The 15,634-nt window shown below is 46.1% G+C and carries 15 protein-coding genes; 12 read left to right on the top strand and 3 right to left on the bottom strand.

What is annotated here, in order from left to right; all coding sequences use genetic code 11:
- Positions 1–156 precede the first annotated feature (156 nt).
- Positions 157–630, top strand: a complete 474-nt coding sequence (locus ACK8OT_RS08805; RefSeq protein ID WP_410196135.1) for a YaiI/YqxD family protein — start codon at positions 157–159, stop codon at positions 628–630.
- Positions 631–687: 57 nt separating this feature from the next.
- On the opposite strand, the gene ACK8OT_RS08800 is transcribed toward ACK8OT_RS08805, so the two are convergent.
- The gene (locus ACK8OT_RS08800; protein WP_410196134.1) at positions 688–2,259 is read right to left on the bottom strand and encodes a SulP family inorganic anion transporter; all 1,572 of its coding nucleotides are present in this window, start codon (positions 2,257–2,259) and stop codon (positions 688–690) included.
- 134 nt (positions 2,260–2,393) lie between these two features.
- Positions 2,394–5,579, bottom strand: a complete 3,186-nt coding sequence (rne, locus tag ACK8OT_RS08795; RefSeq protein ID WP_410196133.1) for a ribonuclease E — start codon at positions 5,577–5,579, stop codon at positions 2,394–2,396.
- A 365-nt stretch (positions 5,580–5,944) separates the two neighbouring features.
- Between rne and rluC the strand changes: the two genes are divergently transcribed.
- Positions 5,945–6,883, top strand: a complete 939-nt coding sequence (rluC, locus tag ACK8OT_RS08790; RefSeq protein WP_410196132.1) for a 23S rRNA pseudouridine(955/2504/2580) synthase RluC — start codon at positions 5,945–5,947, stop codon at positions 6,881–6,883.
- Positions 6,884–6,930: 47 nt separating this feature from the next.
- On the opposite strand, the gene ACK8OT_RS08785 is transcribed toward rluC, so the two are convergent.
- Positions 6,931–7,512 (bottom strand): Maf family protein, encoded by a 582-nt coding sequence (locus ACK8OT_RS08785; RefSeq protein ID WP_410196131.1) that lies wholly within the window; start codon positions 7,510–7,512, stop codon positions 6,931–6,933.
- Positions 7,513–7,579: 67 nt separating this feature from the next.
- Here ACK8OT_RS08785 and yceD point away from each other — a divergent pair, with 67 nt between their 5' ends.
- The 10 genes from yceD (at position 7,580) to mltG (ending at position 15,633) form a co-directional block, all read left to right on the top strand.
- Positions 7,580–8,164 carry a 23S rRNA accumulation protein YceD gene (yceD, locus tag ACK8OT_RS08780; protein ID WP_410196130.1) on the top strand — a complete coding sequence of 195 codons (585 nt, stop codon included), beginning with the start codon at positions 7,580–7,582 and terminating at the stop codon, positions 8,162–8,164.
- A 10-nt stretch (positions 8,165–8,174) separates the two neighbouring features.
- Positions 8,175–8,345, top strand: coding sequence for a 50S ribosomal protein L32 (gene rpmF, locus ACK8OT_RS08775; protein WP_410196129.1), 171 nt, complete (start codon positions 8,175–8,177; stop codon positions 8,343–8,345).
- 11 nt (positions 8,346–8,356) lie between these two features.
- A complete protein-coding gene (gene plsX / locus ACK8OT_RS08770; protein ID WP_410196128.1) occupies positions 8,357–9,385 on the top strand; it encodes a phosphate acyltransferase PlsX in 1,029 nt (342 codons plus the stop codon).
- A 6-nt stretch (positions 9,386–9,391) separates the two neighbouring features.
- The gene (locus ACK8OT_RS08765; protein WP_410196127.1) at positions 9,392–10,351 is read left to right on the top strand and encodes a beta-ketoacyl-ACP synthase III; all 960 of its coding nucleotides are present in this window, start codon (positions 9,392–9,394) and stop codon (positions 10,349–10,351) included.
- Between the two features lie 12 nt (positions 10,352–10,363).
- Positions 10,364–11,305 carry an ACP S-malonyltransferase gene (gene fabD / locus ACK8OT_RS08760; RefSeq protein WP_410196126.1) on the top strand — a complete coding sequence of 314 codons (942 nt, stop codon included), beginning with the start codon at positions 10,364–10,366 and terminating at the stop codon, positions 11,303–11,305.
- A gap of 3 nt (positions 11,306–11,308) precedes the next feature.
- Positions 11,309–12,043, top strand: a complete 735-nt coding sequence (gene fabG, locus ACK8OT_RS08755; RefSeq protein WP_410196125.1) for a 3-oxoacyl-ACP reductase FabG — start codon at positions 11,309–11,311, stop codon at positions 12,041–12,043.
- A gap of 159 nt (positions 12,044–12,202) precedes the next feature.
- Entirely contained in the window at positions 12,203–12,439 is a 237-nt protein-coding gene (gene acpP / locus ACK8OT_RS08750; protein ID WP_233070095.1) for an acyl carrier protein, read from the top strand.
- Positions 12,440–12,529: 90 nt separating this feature from the next.
- Entirely contained in the window at positions 12,530–13,768 is a 1,239-nt protein-coding gene (gene fabF / locus ACK8OT_RS08745; protein WP_410196124.1) for a beta-ketoacyl-ACP synthase II, read from the top strand.
- Positions 13,769–13,832: 64 nt separating this feature from the next.
- Positions 13,833–14,639 (top strand): aminodeoxychorismate lyase, encoded by an 807-nt coding sequence (gene pabC / locus ACK8OT_RS08740; protein WP_410196123.1) that lies wholly within the window; start codon positions 13,833–13,835, stop codon positions 14,637–14,639.
- Complete coding sequence (gene mltG / locus ACK8OT_RS08735) at positions 14,632–15,633, top strand: endolytic transglycosylase MltG (RefSeq protein WP_410196122.1); 1,002 nt, start codon at positions 14,632–14,634, stop codon at positions 15,631–15,633. Before pabC ends, mltG begins: the two co-directional genes overlap by 8 nt.
- Position 15,634 lies beyond the last annotated feature (1 nt).

The following is a 15,634-nucleotide window of genomic DNA, read 5'->3' as shown; positions in this document are numbered from 1 at the left end:
CATTGTGACGGATAACCATATATTTACAATAGCTTTTAATGTGAACTAAGGCTGTTTCAGAACAATTAAACTGATCCGCTTGTTGTGCTAAATCATGGCGATTATTTAAGAGGTATCAGTTTGATATCTAAACTGAAACTAGCGAAAAGGAAAAATATGAATATTTGGGTTGATGCCGATGCTTGTCCGGTCGTGATTAAAGAAATCTTGTTTCGCGCAGCGCAGCGCGTAGAAGTACATACTACCTTAGTGGCGAATGCGGCGATGCCGGTACCGCCTTCACCTTACTTGCACAGTTTACGGGTTGCTTCGGGGTTTGATGTTGCCGATCAAGAGATAGTGCAACGCTGTGAGTCGGGCGATATTGTGATCACCAGTGATATTCCTCTGGCCGATGAAGTGATCACTAAAGGTGCACAAGTGCTAAGCCCAAGAGGCGAGGTGTTGACCAAAGAAAATATTCGCCAGCGACTGAATATTCGTGACTTTATGGATACATTAAGAGCCAGTGGCGTACAATCTGGTGGGCCTGCGCCATTAGATAATCGTGACAAAATGAATTTTGCCAATGAGTTAGATAAGTTACTTAGTATTTATCAGCGTAAACAAAGAGCAAAAGCAAACAAGTGATATTAGGCGCTTGGCTCTACTGTTGGTAAACAGCGAGCCAAGTCCTTGAATAGGCGATTAGCCTAGGCTATCTGTCATTACCTTGTAGTTAGGATCTTCAATTAAATTCACTTCCACCAAGTCGCCTGCACGAGTCAACAACTGTCTACATTCAGGGCTGAGATGTTTCAAGTGCAAGGTTTTACCTTGGTTGATATAGCGTTCGGCCAAAGTATCTATGGCTTCAAGTGCTGAATGGTCAACCACACGCGAACCCGCAAAATCAATGATCACATCTTTAGGATCATTTTTTACATCAAACAATGCAAGAAAGTGGCTTACTGAGCCAAAGAATAGCGGGCCGTGAAGTTGGTAAATCTTGTGCTCAGCATCGGGCTGGCTGCTATCAGCATAAATGTGTTTCGCATGTTGCCATGCAAATACCAGAGCCGAAACGATAACGCCAACAAATACCGCGACTGCTAAGTCGGTAAACACGGTTACCACGGTCACTAACACAATAACAAAGGCGTCGTGTTTTGGCACTTTGCGCATGACTTTAAACGAAGCCCATTCAAAGGTGCCCAGTACCACAATAAACATCACCCCAACCAAGGCAGCCAGTGGTACCACTTCGATGATACTAGAAGCAAATAAGATAAACGCCAGTAAACCAAGGGCTGCGGTGATACCAGATAAGCGACCGCGCCCGCCCGAGTTAATGTTGATCATGGACTGGCCAATCATGGCGCAGCCACCCATGCCACCAAAAACGCCATTGGTCATATTGGCAACACCTTGCGCCACACACTCTTTGTTGCTGTTACCATGACTTTCGGTCATTTCGTCAATCACAGTCAGGGTCAATAACGATTCAATTAAGCCAACGGCCGCTAAGATCAAAGAGTAGGGCAATATGATTTGCAGCGTTTCCCAAGAGAAAGGCACGTCAGGCAGGGCAAAACTGGGCAGTGAGCCTTGCACGGTCGCATTGATGTCACCGGTCATGTTAACCAAGTAATCTTGTACATTGCGGGTATCAAGATCTAAACCAATGGCAAGCAACGTCACAGTCGCGATGGCAACCAGAGACGAAGGCACGGCCGTGGTTAGCTTAGGCAAAAAGTGAATAATGGCCATGGTTAATAAGATCAATCCCCCCATGATGGTAAGCTGATCTGCGGGTAACCATTGGTAAATATTATTACCCAGCTCATCCACGCCGACCTTTTCTTTGAACTGGCCAAATTGGGCCAGAAAGATAACGATCGCTAGGCCGTTAACAAAGCCTATCATCACCGAGTGCGGCACAATGCGGATAAACTTACCGAGGCGAAATAGGCCTGCCAAAATTTGGATCAGGCCGGTCAGCAACACCGCGGCAAATAAGTATTGCACGCCATGAGTTGCAACGAGGGATACCATTACCACCGCCATGGCTCCGGTTGCACCGGAAATCATACCGGGGCGACCACCAAATACCGCAGTAATTAAACCGACCATAAATGCGGCATAGAGGCCAATCATCGGCTCAACCCCTGCTACAAAGGCAAAGGCAACCGCTTCAGGGACTAAAGCGAGGGCCACGGTAAGGCCCGATAAGACGTCATTTTTTACGCTGACTTTGGTAAATTTGGGAAACTCAAACATGGGTTAACTTCTTATTCCTTTAAGGACTATTCTAGCCATAAAATCGGCTTGGGGTGACAATCAGTTAATGCTGGCTTATAGATGAAAAAAGACCGCCAAGGCGGTCCTTTTGTTAAGCATAAAACCTAACACAATTATGATTGTGCTGGTCTGCTCATGTCGCTGCTTGCACTGCTGGTGGCATGTAAGCTGCCTGCCTGTTTAGCTGATTTGCTGATCAAGGCACGCTCAGTTGCAATTCTGGTTTGCACTTTAGGCGTGTTTGAAGGGGCAAAATTGGGCTTGGTCATGGCTGCGGTGGCATGGCCTTTCGGCACCAGCACTTTAGCTACGCTTGACGACTCTTTTGCAACAACGTCAGCGTCTGACTCAACGGCCTCTGAAGGCGTAGCTTCAGTAGAGGTTGGCTTAGCGATAACCTCGGCTTGACTCGGTGCAGTTGCACTCGGCTCAGTGAGCTCACTAGGCTTCGTCGAGTCTTCAGGGCTTTCGCTTATCACTGCGCTTGGTTTAGCGCTTGGTGTAGTAACCGAAGCTTGTGAAGGCTGCGCTTCTACTTCGACTTTAGCTGCGATTGTTTCAGCTTGCGCATTGTCGCTGATTGAGTTGTTAACCTGCTCGGCAATCGACTCTGGTGCTGGTTTACTAACTGTTCCATCGACCGATTCAGCAACAGGTTCAGCATCAGCTTCAGCAGCAGCGTGCGTAACGGCTTCAACGGTTGATGTCGCAGTCGACTCATCAGGGTAGCGTGAAACAACGGCGTCATCAGTTCCAGCTTCAGGCTCAGCATCGGCTTTGTTATCTTGATTTCGTTGATCGCTGAAACGCTTACGACGATAGCTACCAGTGCGTAAATGTCTTGGCATGCGACGAGAGCGTCTACCTTCTTCTTCTGGCTCAGCATTTGAGTCATCGGGCGTATCTAGCTGCGACTGCGCTGTATTATCCGCCACTTCTAGCTGGGTTTGTTGGCTTGGCTCAGGTGAACTGACAGCAGCTTGCGCTGGTTGCTCTTCTGTTGCCTTAGGTGTCGGTGCATCGACAGCTTTTTCCGCTGGCTCTTGCTCTGCTGCTGGGGCAGTTTCTTGGTTCAGGTTTTCTTCAACCGGCTTTTTCTTAGCGGGTTTACGACGCGGTTTTTTCTCGGTCGCTTCAACCTGCACTTTTTCAACGGGGGCGACCACGTTGTTTTCAGCTGAGGTTTCTTGCTGCGCTACTGCGGCCAGTTCAACGCCTTGCTCTGCAACGTCATCTTGCTTAACACGCACTTTTTTACGCATGTTACGACGCTGACGGCGCTCTGCCACAACTTGTTCTTTGTTTTGGTTATCAGCTTGCTCTTGGCGCTTACGATTTGGCTTCTCTTGGCGCTCAACCTTAGCTTGCGTTGGTTTGTTGTCTTGCTCGACGGCTTCCGCTTTCGCTCTTGGGCGGCGTTTTGGTCGTTCACTACGCTCTGGACGCTCACTGGTGCTGCGCTCTGAATGGTCGTTACGATCATTGCGGTCACTGTTATCACCACGGCGATTATTACGACGGCGATTGTCTTTGGTGTTACGACGAGCTTTCTTTGGTTTTTCTTCTGGCTCTGGCGCTTCAGCTTCAGTAGCAGAAGGGGCGAAGAAACGGCCGATAGCGTCGAATAGGCGACCTAATAAAGAAGGTGCTTTAGGCTTAGCAACTTGGGTTGCCGCTGGCGTTGTTACCTGTGGGGCGGCTTGTGTTGCTTCGGTAATAAAACCATGCACTGCAGGCTCTTCGGTAGCACGTTGGGTGCTGATTTGACCAGGCTGATAAACTTCGGCAGTGCGCTCTAAGCTTTCATAATCAATAGGTTCAACTTCGTCATTTTTGCGCAAGCGAGAAACTTCAAAATGCGGTGATTGCAAGTTTTCGTTTGGAATGATGTAAGCTTCAACATTGTGGCGCTTTTCAATTTTAGCAACAGCGCGACGTTTTTCGTTAAGCAGGTAAGCTGCAACTGGGACAGGCACCATAGCCTGAATTTGCTGGGTGTTTTCCTTAATGGCTTCTTCTTCGATTAAGCGCAAAATAGACAATGCTAAAGATTCATTGTCACGGATTGTGCCTTGGCCATTACAGCGTGGACAAACATGCGATGCTGATTCACCTAGTGAAGGACGTAAGCGCTGGCGCGACATTTCCATTAAGCCAAAACGAGAGATGCGCCCTAGCTGTACTCGTGCGCGGTCTTGGCGGACGGCATCACGCATGCGGTTTTCAACTTCACGTTGGTGGCGCACTGGCGACATGTCGATAAAGTCAATGACCACTAAGCCACCCAAGTCACGCAAACGTAGTTGGCGCGCGATTTCATCGGCTGCTTCTAGGTTAGTGTTTAATGCCGTTTCTTCGATATCGCCACCGCGGGTTGAGCGGGCTGAGTTAATATCGATAGAGGTTAGCGCTTCGGTAGGATCGATAACAATTGAGCCACCAGAAGGTAAGCGAACTTCACGTTGAAACGCAGATTGAATTTGGCTTTCTACTTGGTAGTGAGTAAACATCGGAGACTCTAATTGATAGAGTTTTACTCGGCTTAGAAAGTCTGGTCGTACCATAGCGATATGCTGTTTGGCCAGTTCGTAGGTCTTCGCGTGGTCGATTAGGATCTCGCCAATATCACGACGTAAATAGTCACGAATAGCACGCACGATGACGTTAGATTCGCGGTGCAATAAACAAGGGGCGTTGCGTTTGTCGGCTTCTTCGGTAATGTGTGACCAGTGGTTGATCAACATTTTCAAGTCGTGCTCAAGCTCTTCGGCTGACTTACCTACGCCAGCGGTACGAACGATGAGACCCATACCATCGGGTAGGGTAATGTTGCTTAATGCTTCTTTTAATTGGGTGCGTTCATCACCTTCGATACGGCGAGAAATACCGCCAGCGCGAGGGTTGTTTGGCATTAACACTAAATATGAGCCTGCAAGGCTGATGAAAGTGGTTAATGCTGCGCCTTTATTACCGCGTTCTTCTTTATCAATTTGAATGATAACTTCTTGATTCTCTTTTAAAACCTCACGAATGTTCGGGCGGCCTTTAAATGAGTAATCTTTCGGGAAGTAGTTTTTTGCGATTTCTTTAAGAGGAAGGAAGCCATGGCGTTCTGCTCCATAGTCGACGAAAGCAGCTTCTAAACTTGGCTCAATACGGGTTATTTTACCTTTGTAAATGTTTGCTTTCTTTTGGTCGTGGCCAGGGCTTTCAATATCTAGGTCGTACAGGGTTTGCCCATCAACAAGGGCGACACGCAACTCTTCTGCTTGAGTTGCGTTAATTAACATTCTCTTCATTTTTTACTCTATATAATTCGGTGTTTTAACGCGTCACATCCTGCTGCTGCTTGACCCCGGGTCTTTAGCATGAATGCAGCCTCACGGCTGGAATGCATGGGGCGCTGTTTCGGCTGTGAGTAAAACCTTTTTACTATTTTATGGTGGTTTTACGCAGTATTTACCTAGCAGGCTCTATTTTTTGCTCGGAATGTGACGTACTAGCAGCTGCTTTATTACGACTTAAAATTAGTTCAGTCTGCTTGATTGTGTTTTGCTTTTTACCGTTCTGGCGGGAAAAACCTGCTGATTATCCCACTTTATATGGAAAAATAGCAAGGCATAATTTTTATTTGCTTACGCTGCGCTTCTGGTAGAATGCGCCCATGAATGAATTATATAAACAAGTGCAGTTCCTCGATATTGACCAAGAATATCAAGGGCAGCGCATCGATAACTATTTAATCGCCCGTTTAAAAGGGGTGCCGAAAAGCCTTGTCTATCGCATTGTGCGTAAAGGCGAAGTTCGGGTAAATAAAAAACGGGTTAAGCCTGAGTACAAATTACAGTGTGGCGATCAAGTTAGAGTGCCTCCACTGCGTGTTGCAGAGCCCGATGCGCCGCCTTCGGTTAAGCTGAATAAGGTGGCCGCTTTAGAATCACAGATCTTGCACGAGGATGATTGGTTAATTGTATTAAATAAACCATCAGGCTTGGCCGTTCACGGTGGCAGTGGCCTGAGTTTTGGGGTTATTGAAGGACTTAGAGCCTTAAGACCGCAATGTCGCTTTCTTGAGTTAGTTCATCGTATTGATAGGGATACCTCTGGTTGCTTGCTGATCGCTAAAAAGCGCAGCGCTTTACGCCATTTACACGAGCAGCTGCGGATTAAAACCATGCGCAAACGTTACCAAGCGTTAGTGCAAGGTGCTTGGCCTAAATCTATTCGGGTGGTGCGGGAGCCATTATTGAAAAAGGCTGAACAATCCATTGTGCAGGTGCACCCTGAAGGTAAGGCAAGTGAAACGCGCTTTAAAATTTTACAACGCTATCAAGATTGTACTTTGGTGGAAGCCAGTCCAGTAACGGGTCGAACCCATCAAATTCGCGTTCATAGTGCTTGCAATGGTCACCCCATTGCAGGAGATGATAAATACGGTGATGAGGTGTTTGCTGAAAAAATGAAACAGCATGGGTTAGGTCGTTTATTCTTACATGCGGCAGAGCTTGATTTTTATCACCCCGGCCTAGAGCAGGATATGTCGGTAAAGGCACCTCTCAGCCCAGAATTAGTGGCGGTATTGGAAAACTTACAGCGCGCTTAAGCCTTTAAGGCACGCCTCGCCCATAAGTGGGCGAGGGGCTATATGGGTTAAATGACATTCACACCTTGCTTTTCCAGCATCTCAATCAATGAAATCAGCGGCAAGCCAATCAGGCTATTAGGATCGCGTCCTTCCAAGCGACTAAATAAGCTAATGCCCAATCCTTCACTTTTAAAGCTACCCGCACAGTCTAAAGGCTGCTCTAAGCGAATGTAATTCTCAATCATTTGCTCTGTCAGTTCACGAAAGTGCACCGTGTAAGGTTCGACCAGGGAGCTGATTTCACCCGTATCACTGTTAATCAGTGCTAAGCCGGTATAAAAGGTAACTTTTTTACCACTTGCGGCTTTAAGTTGAGCGACGGCATTGTCATGTGTACCCGGTTTGCCCAAAATTTGTGTGCCATTAAAGCAGACTTGATCTGAGCCGATAACTAAGGCTTCAGGGGTTTTGCTGGCGATTGCTTGCGCTTTAGCAATGGCCAAACGCTCGACGAGTTCGATTGCTGATTCATCCGCTAACGCTGTTTCATCGGTTTCTGGCTTAGCGGTGGTAAAGGTGAGATTGAGCTTTTCAAGTAAAGCCTTACGGTATGGCGAAGTTGATGCTAAGACTATTTTTTTATTCATTTTAGTTTCATTCAAGTGAGCAGATTTAGGCTATTGTATTTTTGCGAGCAAGAGAAAGCGAGTTTAAGTGGAAAAAATAGGTTTTTCCTTTGACTCTAATACCCTGAATCTATATCATGCGCGCCTTATGCAAAGACTTAAGATTCAAATTAGCGTTGACCCTGTACGCGCTGCTCAAAAACGGTTGGATATCCAAGGGATCGTCCCAGCTGCTAACATGAGTAGATTGGCAGAGTTAACCAAAGGGATTTGCAAAGATATTGAAACAAACTTGAGTTTCGATTTCGATCTGCAGAGGCTACCAATTATTAAAGGGACTGCTGAAGTAGACGTAATGCTTGAGTGTCAGAGGTGCTCAGACGCATTTCAGTATACTTGTAAAGCCGAATTTTTATACACCCCTGTGCGCCAAGGCGCAGAGGATACCGATTTACCTAGCGCTTACGACGTTATTGAACGGGATGAAGAGGGTGAAATAAACCTTCATCAGCTTGTGGAAGATGAATTGATTGTTAACTTACCATTGATTGCAATGCATGATGTGGCTGAGTGTGGCATCAAAGATTTTGACACCTCGTTTGGTGAAATCGTAGAAGAAGAGCGCGTTAACCCATTTGCAGTTTTAGAATCTCTAAAACGCAAAAGTAAGTAAGGAGTCAGCCATGGCTGTTCAAAAGAGCAAAAAATCTCGTTCTAAGCGCGGTATGCGTCGTTCACATGATGCACTTGTAGCTACACAACTTTCTGTAGATGCAACTTCAGGTGAACTACACCTACGTCACCACGTAACTGCTGATGGTTACTACCGTGGCCAAAAAGTAGTTAACCTGTAAGGTTTTCTGCATTGCACGATCTTACGATCGCGCTAGATGCCATGGGGGGCGACTTCGGCCCCCAGGTCTCGGTGCCTGCAGTCCAGCAGGCACTCAATCTTTTCCCTCATTTGCATATAATATTGGTTGGCTTAACGGTCGATGTCATGCCGTTTATTAAGCAAAATCAATTAGATTGTCATCCCCGATTTCGATTTGTTCATGCCAGTGAAACCATAGGTATGAATGACAAACCATTGCAAGCTCTGCGTGGTTTAAAAGATTCTTCAATGCGCGTTGCTCTTAACTTGGTTCAAGCTGGGGAAGCCCAAGCCTGTGTAAGTGGCGGCAATACGGGGGCTTTGATGGCCCTATCTAAGATGATCTTGAAGTCCTTACCGGGCATAGATAGACCTGCGTTAATCACAGCAATGCCAAATATCAAAGGCAGTCATACTTATTTGCTCGACATAGGCGCAAATGTAAGCTGTGAGGCAGATACGCTATTTCAATTTGCCTTAATGGGCTCAGTGCTTGCCGAGAAAGTAGAAGGGCAAAACCATCCCAAGGTTGCACTGCTTAATGTTGGTGAAGAAGAAATCAAAGGAAATGACCAAGTAAAACGGGCTGCTCAATTGCTGGCTAATTGCTCACAAGTGAATTATGCAGGCTTTATCGAAGGTCATGATTTGTTCACAGGTAAGGCTGATGTCATAGTGGCTGATGGTTTTGTCGGCAATATCACCCTAAAAACCAGCGAAGGTTTAGCAAAACTCTTTAAACAACAGCTCATTTCAAGTATAAATCACAATTGGTTTACCCGTTGTTTGGGTTATTTATTAAAGCCTTCACTGAAGCCACAATTGGCTCACTTAAATCCAGATTTATACAACGGGGCAAGTTTAATAGGTTTGCGTGGCATAGTGATTAAAAGCCATGGCAGTGCACAAAGCCAAGCTTTTCTAAATGCGATCAAAGCCGCAGTCAAGGAAGTAGAGCGACAAGTCCCTGCGCAAATAACGGATAAATTAGAAGCAGTACTACTAGAAAGAGATTCGTAACTCCTTATGTATACAAAAATTATTGGAACCGGAAGTTATTTGCCAACAGCTGTTCGCACTAACGAAGATTTAGAAAAAATGGTTGATACTAGCGACGAGTGGATCACAGCTCGAACTGGTATTAAAGAGCGCCGTATCGCCAACCAGGAAGAAACCGTCTCTTATATGGCCTTTAGAGCTGCCGAGAATGCGCTAGAGGCCGCAAACACTGAGGCTGCCGAGTTAGATTTAATTATTTTGGCCACCACGTCTGCCAACAATGCTTTCCCAGCGGCGGCGTGTGAAGTTCAAGCCTTACTGGGTTTAACCGATGTACCTGCGTTTGATTTAGGGGCGGCTTGTGCTGGCTTTACTTATGCATTGAGTGTTGCCGATAACTTTATTCGCAGTGGTATGTATAAAACCATCATGGTGATTGGCGCGGATGCGCTATCTCATACTTGTGATCCCGATGATCGCGGCACCATCATTTTATTTGGTGATGGCGCAGGCGCTGCGGTTGTTCAAGCCAGTGAACAGCAAGGTATCCTTTCAACTCAGATTAACGCCGATGGTCGTTTTGGTGAGTTATTAAAGCTGCCTAACCCGAAACGCGGTATGTCGGGCAGCGAACTTGAATCTTATATGTTTATGAAAGGCAATGATGTCTTTAAAGTGGCTGTCACTAAGCTTAGTGAGCTGGTTACCCAAACCTTAGCCGCAAATAATATTGATAAATCAGAGCTAGATTGGTTAGTGCCGCATCAGGCCAACTACCGCATTATTAATGCAACGGCAAAGAAACTAAATATGCCGCTTGAGCAAGTGATTTTAACCCTTGAAAAACATGGTAATACTTCCGCTGCTTCTGTGCCTATTGCATTAGATGAAGGGGTGCGTGATGGTCGAATTAAAGCGGGTGATCTTGTTCTATTAGAAGCTTTTGGCGGTGGTTTCGCCTGGGGCTCTGCACTGATTCGAATGTAGTAAGGAAAGAAGATGACAACATTTACATTGGCCTTTCCAGGTCAAGGCTCTCAAGCCGTCGGTATGTTAGCTGAGCTAGCTGAGAAGTACTCAACGGTTGCGGCAACCTTTGCCGAAGCCAGCGAAGTGCTTGGCTATGACTTATGGCAGTTGGTTCAACAAGGGCCAGCAGAAGAGCTAAATAAAACATTTAAAACCCAACCCGCTTTGTTGGCATCCTCTGTCGCAATTTGGCGTGTTTGGCAAGAACAAGGTGGCGCTGCGCCTGCCGTCATGGCTGGCCACAGTTTGGGTGAATATTCTGCGCTAGTGTGTGCCGGCGTGATCGATTTTAAAGATGCCATTAAACTTGTCGAACTTCGTGGTCAGTTAATGCAACAAGCTGTACCAGAAGGTGTGGGAGCGATGGCAGCGGTTATTGGTCTTGAAGATCAAGCCATTGCGGATGCTTGTGCGCAAGCGGCAGAAGCAGAAGTGGTATCGCCGGTGAATTTTAACTCACCAGGTCAGGTTGTTATTGCGGGTAACAAAGCCGCGGTAGAGCGCGCGGGTGCATTGTGTAAAGAAGCAGGCGCTAAACGCGTATTGCCATTACCGGTTAGCGTGCCATCTCACTGTGCGTTAATGAAGCCTGCCGCTGATGAATTAGCAAAAGCATTGACAGCGCTAAACTTTAATACTCCTGTCATCCCAGTCATTAATAATGTCGATGTGGCTCAAGAAACTGATCCTGCAGCTATTAAAGATGCGTTAGTGCGTCAACTATATATGCCAGTACGTTGGACCGAAGTGGTTGAAGCCATGGCAGAGATGGGCGTGACGCTTGAAATCGAAGCAGGTCCAGGCAAAGTATTGTCAGGCTTAGTAAAACGAATTAATAAAACCATCGCTGCACAAGCGATAAATGATGTTGCTGGCTTAGAACAAGCCCTAGCAGCAAGCAATGAGGAATAAAACATGAACTTTGAAGGCAAAATCGTTCTAGTAACAGGTGCGAGTCGAGGTATTGGTCGCGCTGTTGCTGAGAGTTTTGTTGCTAAAGGTGCTACCGTTGTGGGTACCGCAACCAGTGAAAGTGGTGCGGCCGCGATCAGTGAATACTTAGGTGATAACGGCAAAGGTTTGGTATTAAACGTCACCGATGCGGGTTCTATTGAACAACTTTTTGCTGATATCAAAGCCACCTATGGTGATATCGATGTATTGGTAAACAATGCGGGTATTACACGTGATAATTTGATGATGCGCATGAAAGACGACGAGTGGCAAGATATAATCGACACTAACTTAACGTCGATTTTCCGTCTAAGTAAGGCGGTTTTGCGTGCTATGATGAAAAAGCGCAATGGTCGCATCATCAGCATCGGCTCGGTGGTTGGTACCATGGGTAATGCGGGACAAGCTAACTACGCAGCTGCTAAAGCGGGCGTAATTGGTTTTACTAAGTCTCTTGCTCGTGAAGTTGCTTCACGTGGGATCACTGTGAATGCGATAGCTCCTGGTTTTATTGAAACAGATATGACCAAGGCGCTAAATGAAGAACAACGTGCTGGTATTTTAAGTCAAGTACCAGCGGGTCGCTTAGGCGATCCGAAAGAGATTGCGGAAACTGTATGCTTTTTAGCGTCTGACAGTGCTGCATATATCACCGGCGAAACGTTACACGTTAACGGCGGGATGTATATGGTTTGATGCCATATTGTTACCGAGATGTGGTTTAAGCCCATTTTTTCGATAAAAGTCACGAAAAAATTGGTTAGACCAGTCATCTCGGGGTTGAAACTTTCGAGCGATGGAATACACTATCGCGACTAACGCAATTAGCGTATTTTCTAAAGGAAAAAATTGATCATGAGTAATATTGAAGAACGCGTAAAGAAGATCATCATTGAGCAACTTGGTGTTAAAGAAGAAGAAGTTAAAAACGAAGCTTCTTTCGTTGATGATCTAGGCGCAGATTCACTAGATACAGTTGAACTTGTTATGGCTCTAGAAGAAGAATTCGACACAGAGATCCCAGACGAAGAAGCTGAGAAAATTACTACAGTTCAAGCAGCTATCGATTACGTAGTGAACAACGCTGAATAATTGCAGCTTAGCTAAGAATTAATTTTTAGGGCGGTCTTTGGACCGCCTTTTATTTATCTACTTTTTTATCTACCATCCGGAGATTTTGACGTGTCAAAGCGCAGAGTAGTTGTGACTGGTATGGGAATGCTATCCCCAGTCGGTAATTCAGTTGATGCCTCATGGCAAGCCCTTTTGGCAGGCCAAAGCGGTATCAGCAATATTGACCATTTTGATACCGAAGCGTATTCAACTAAATTTGCTGGCTTGATCCGCGACTTAAACGTTGAAGATTACATGAGCCGCAAAGATGCACGTAAGATGGATTTATTTATCCAATACGGCGTTATTGCAGCAGAGCAAGCACTACAAGATAGTCAGCTGGAAGTGAACGAAGCGAACGCTCGTCGCATCGGTGTTGCTATTGGCTCAGGTATAGGTGGTTTAGGTTTGATTGAAGCCAATGCCAAGAACTTACAAAGTTCTGGCCCGCGTAAAATCAGCCCGTTTTTTGTGCCTTCTACTATCATCAATATGGTTTCTGGCCATGTTTCAATCAATAAAGGTTTGAAAGGCCCAAATATCGCGGTGACTACCGCTTGTACCACAGGCTCTCACTGTATTGGTTTAGCCGCTCGCATGATCCAATATGGTGATGCAGACGTGATGTTAGCCGGTGGTGCGGAAAAAGCCTCTACCGAATTAGGCATGGGTGGTTTTGGTGCCGCAAAAGCCCTTTCTACTCGTAACGATGATCCAACTAAGGCAAGCCGCCCTTGGGATCAAGATCGCGATGGTTTTGTTTTAGGCGATGGCGCTGGTGTCATGGTACTGGAAGAGTACGAGCATGCTGTTGCCCGTGGCGCAAAAATTTATGCAGAGTTGGTTGGCTTTGGCATGAGTGGTGATGCTTATCATATGACGTCACCGCCTGCTGATGGTGAAGGTGCGGCGGCTGCCATGCAAAATGCCATTGACGATGCCAAGATTGAGCCTAGCCAAATTAACTACATCAATGCACATGGTACATCTACACCTGCTGGTGATATCGCTGAAACTCAAGCCGTTAAATCTGTGTTTGGTGACTCAGCATATAATTTGCTAGTAAGTTCAACTAAATCAATGACCGGTCACTTATTAGGTGCAGCCGGGGCTATTGAAGCCATTATTACCGTGCTTGCATTGCGTGACCAAATTGCACCCCCTACCATTAACCTAGAAAACCCTTCAGAGGGTTGCGATCTAGATTATGTCGTAGGTACGGCGCGTAAAGCCGAATTAGAGTATGCACTTTCTAACTCATTTGGTTTTGGTGGGACTAACGGCTCGTTGATTTTCAAACGCGTTTAATGCCTTAGCGCCATAATTCTGGTATAAAGCCTGATATGAATGTATCAGGCTTTTTTATTCCCGAATGATATTGATAAACGGTGTAGAGCAACAGACCTTGGCGAGCGATGATCGTGGTTTAGCCTATGGTGATGGATTTTTCACGACCGCTAAAGTGGTTGCAGGCAAAGTTGAGTATTGGCGCGATCATCTAGAGCGTTTAATGCTTGCTGCTAAACGCTTTGACATCGAACTACCCAGTGTACTCACTCTCTTTAACGAAGTTCAGCAAGTGATCCAAGGCGTTGAGCTAGGCTGTCTTAAAATCACCATCACACGAGGCTCGGGTGGCAGAGGTTATAGCCCACAAGGCTGCGGGCAAACGACGCGTATTGTCCAAGTTAGCGATTGGCCTGCACATTATCTGACTTGGCAGCAACAAGGCGCTCGCCTAGACATGGCTGTTTTCTCCCTTGGCATTGTGCCTGCACTGGCTGGTTATAAAACCCTAAATCGACTCGAACAGGTGTTGATCAAGCAAGAATTAGCTGGACTTGATTGTGACGATGTTGCTGTGACTGATATTAACGGCCATTTAGTGGAAGCCAGTGCGGGAAACCTGTTTTGGCGAAAAGGTTCAACCCTTTACACGCCATGCTTATCCCAAGCCGGTGTAAAAGGGGTGATGCGAAAACAAGTGCTGAAAGTGGCTGAACGACTTGAGCTAGCCTCTGAATTAGGTCTATTCCCCGCTGCTGAACTAGATAATGCCGATGAGATTTTCATCACCAATGCGCTAATGGGGATAGTGCCGATTAAACAATATAAACAAAAACAATTAAGTGATTTTTCACTTACAGAGATGATCAATAAAGAACTCACCGATGATTAAAAAGATATTTTTTGCTTTGTTGCTGCTTGGCTTGATGGCCGCGGCTGCAGCGGCGTATTTGTGGCAACAACTGCAAGACTATAAAACCTTACCTAGAGTAAAGGCTGAAACGGTATTAACGGTTGCCAGTGGCAGCCACTTTCGCCAATTAGAGAGCCAGTTAATTGCACAGGAAATCATTCCCGCAACGCCTTATTTTGTCTGGCTAGGGCGAATTTATCCTGAGTTAACGCCGTTAAAGAGCGGCACCTACTTGCTACAACCAGGCTGGAGTTTAGAGCAGGTTTTGCAACATATCGTAGCGGGTGAAACGTATCAGTTTAAGGTTACCTTGATCGAAGGCATGACGTTTAAACAATGGAAAGCTCAGATTGAGAAAGTTGAAGGCGTTAAGTTAACGGGAGTGCTGGACGATGAAGTGGCACTGGCAAAAAAATTAGGCCTAGAGCAAACCAAGTTAGAAGGTTATCTGCAACCTCAAACTTACCTTTTTCCATACCACAGCACGGATTATGAAATCATTGAGCGCGCTTATTTGGCACAACAAGCTGAGCTGGAAGCGGCTTGGCAAGCACGAGCCAAAGACTTGCCACTGAAATCGCCTTACGAAGCGTTGATCTTAGCGTCGATTATTGAGAAAGAAAGTGGCCATGCACCTGAAAGAACCACCATTGCCTCCGTGTTTATCAATCGGTTGAACGCCAATATGCGGCTGCAAACGGATCCGACCGTGATTTATGGTATGGGGGACAGATTTGATGGTAACATTCGGCGCAAAGATCTACGCGAAGCAACGCCATACAACACCTATGTGATTGATGGGTTGCCACCTACGCCGATTGCCATGCCGGGTAAAGATGCTATTTGGGCAGCGCTTAACCCAGCTGATACCAAGTATTATTATTTCGTCAGTAAAGGTAATGGCGAGCATTATTTCTCAAAAAACTTAGCTGAGCACAACCGTGCTGTCAGAAAATACATATTAAAAAAGTAAC

Source organism: Motilimonas thetidivivens (assembly GCF_046452435.1).
In the GTDB taxonomy this organism is placed as follows: Bacteria; Pseudomonadota; Gammaproteobacteria; order Enterobacterales; family CBDFNC01; genus Motilimonas.
This window is presented reverse-complemented; position numbering and strand designations above follow the sequence as displayed.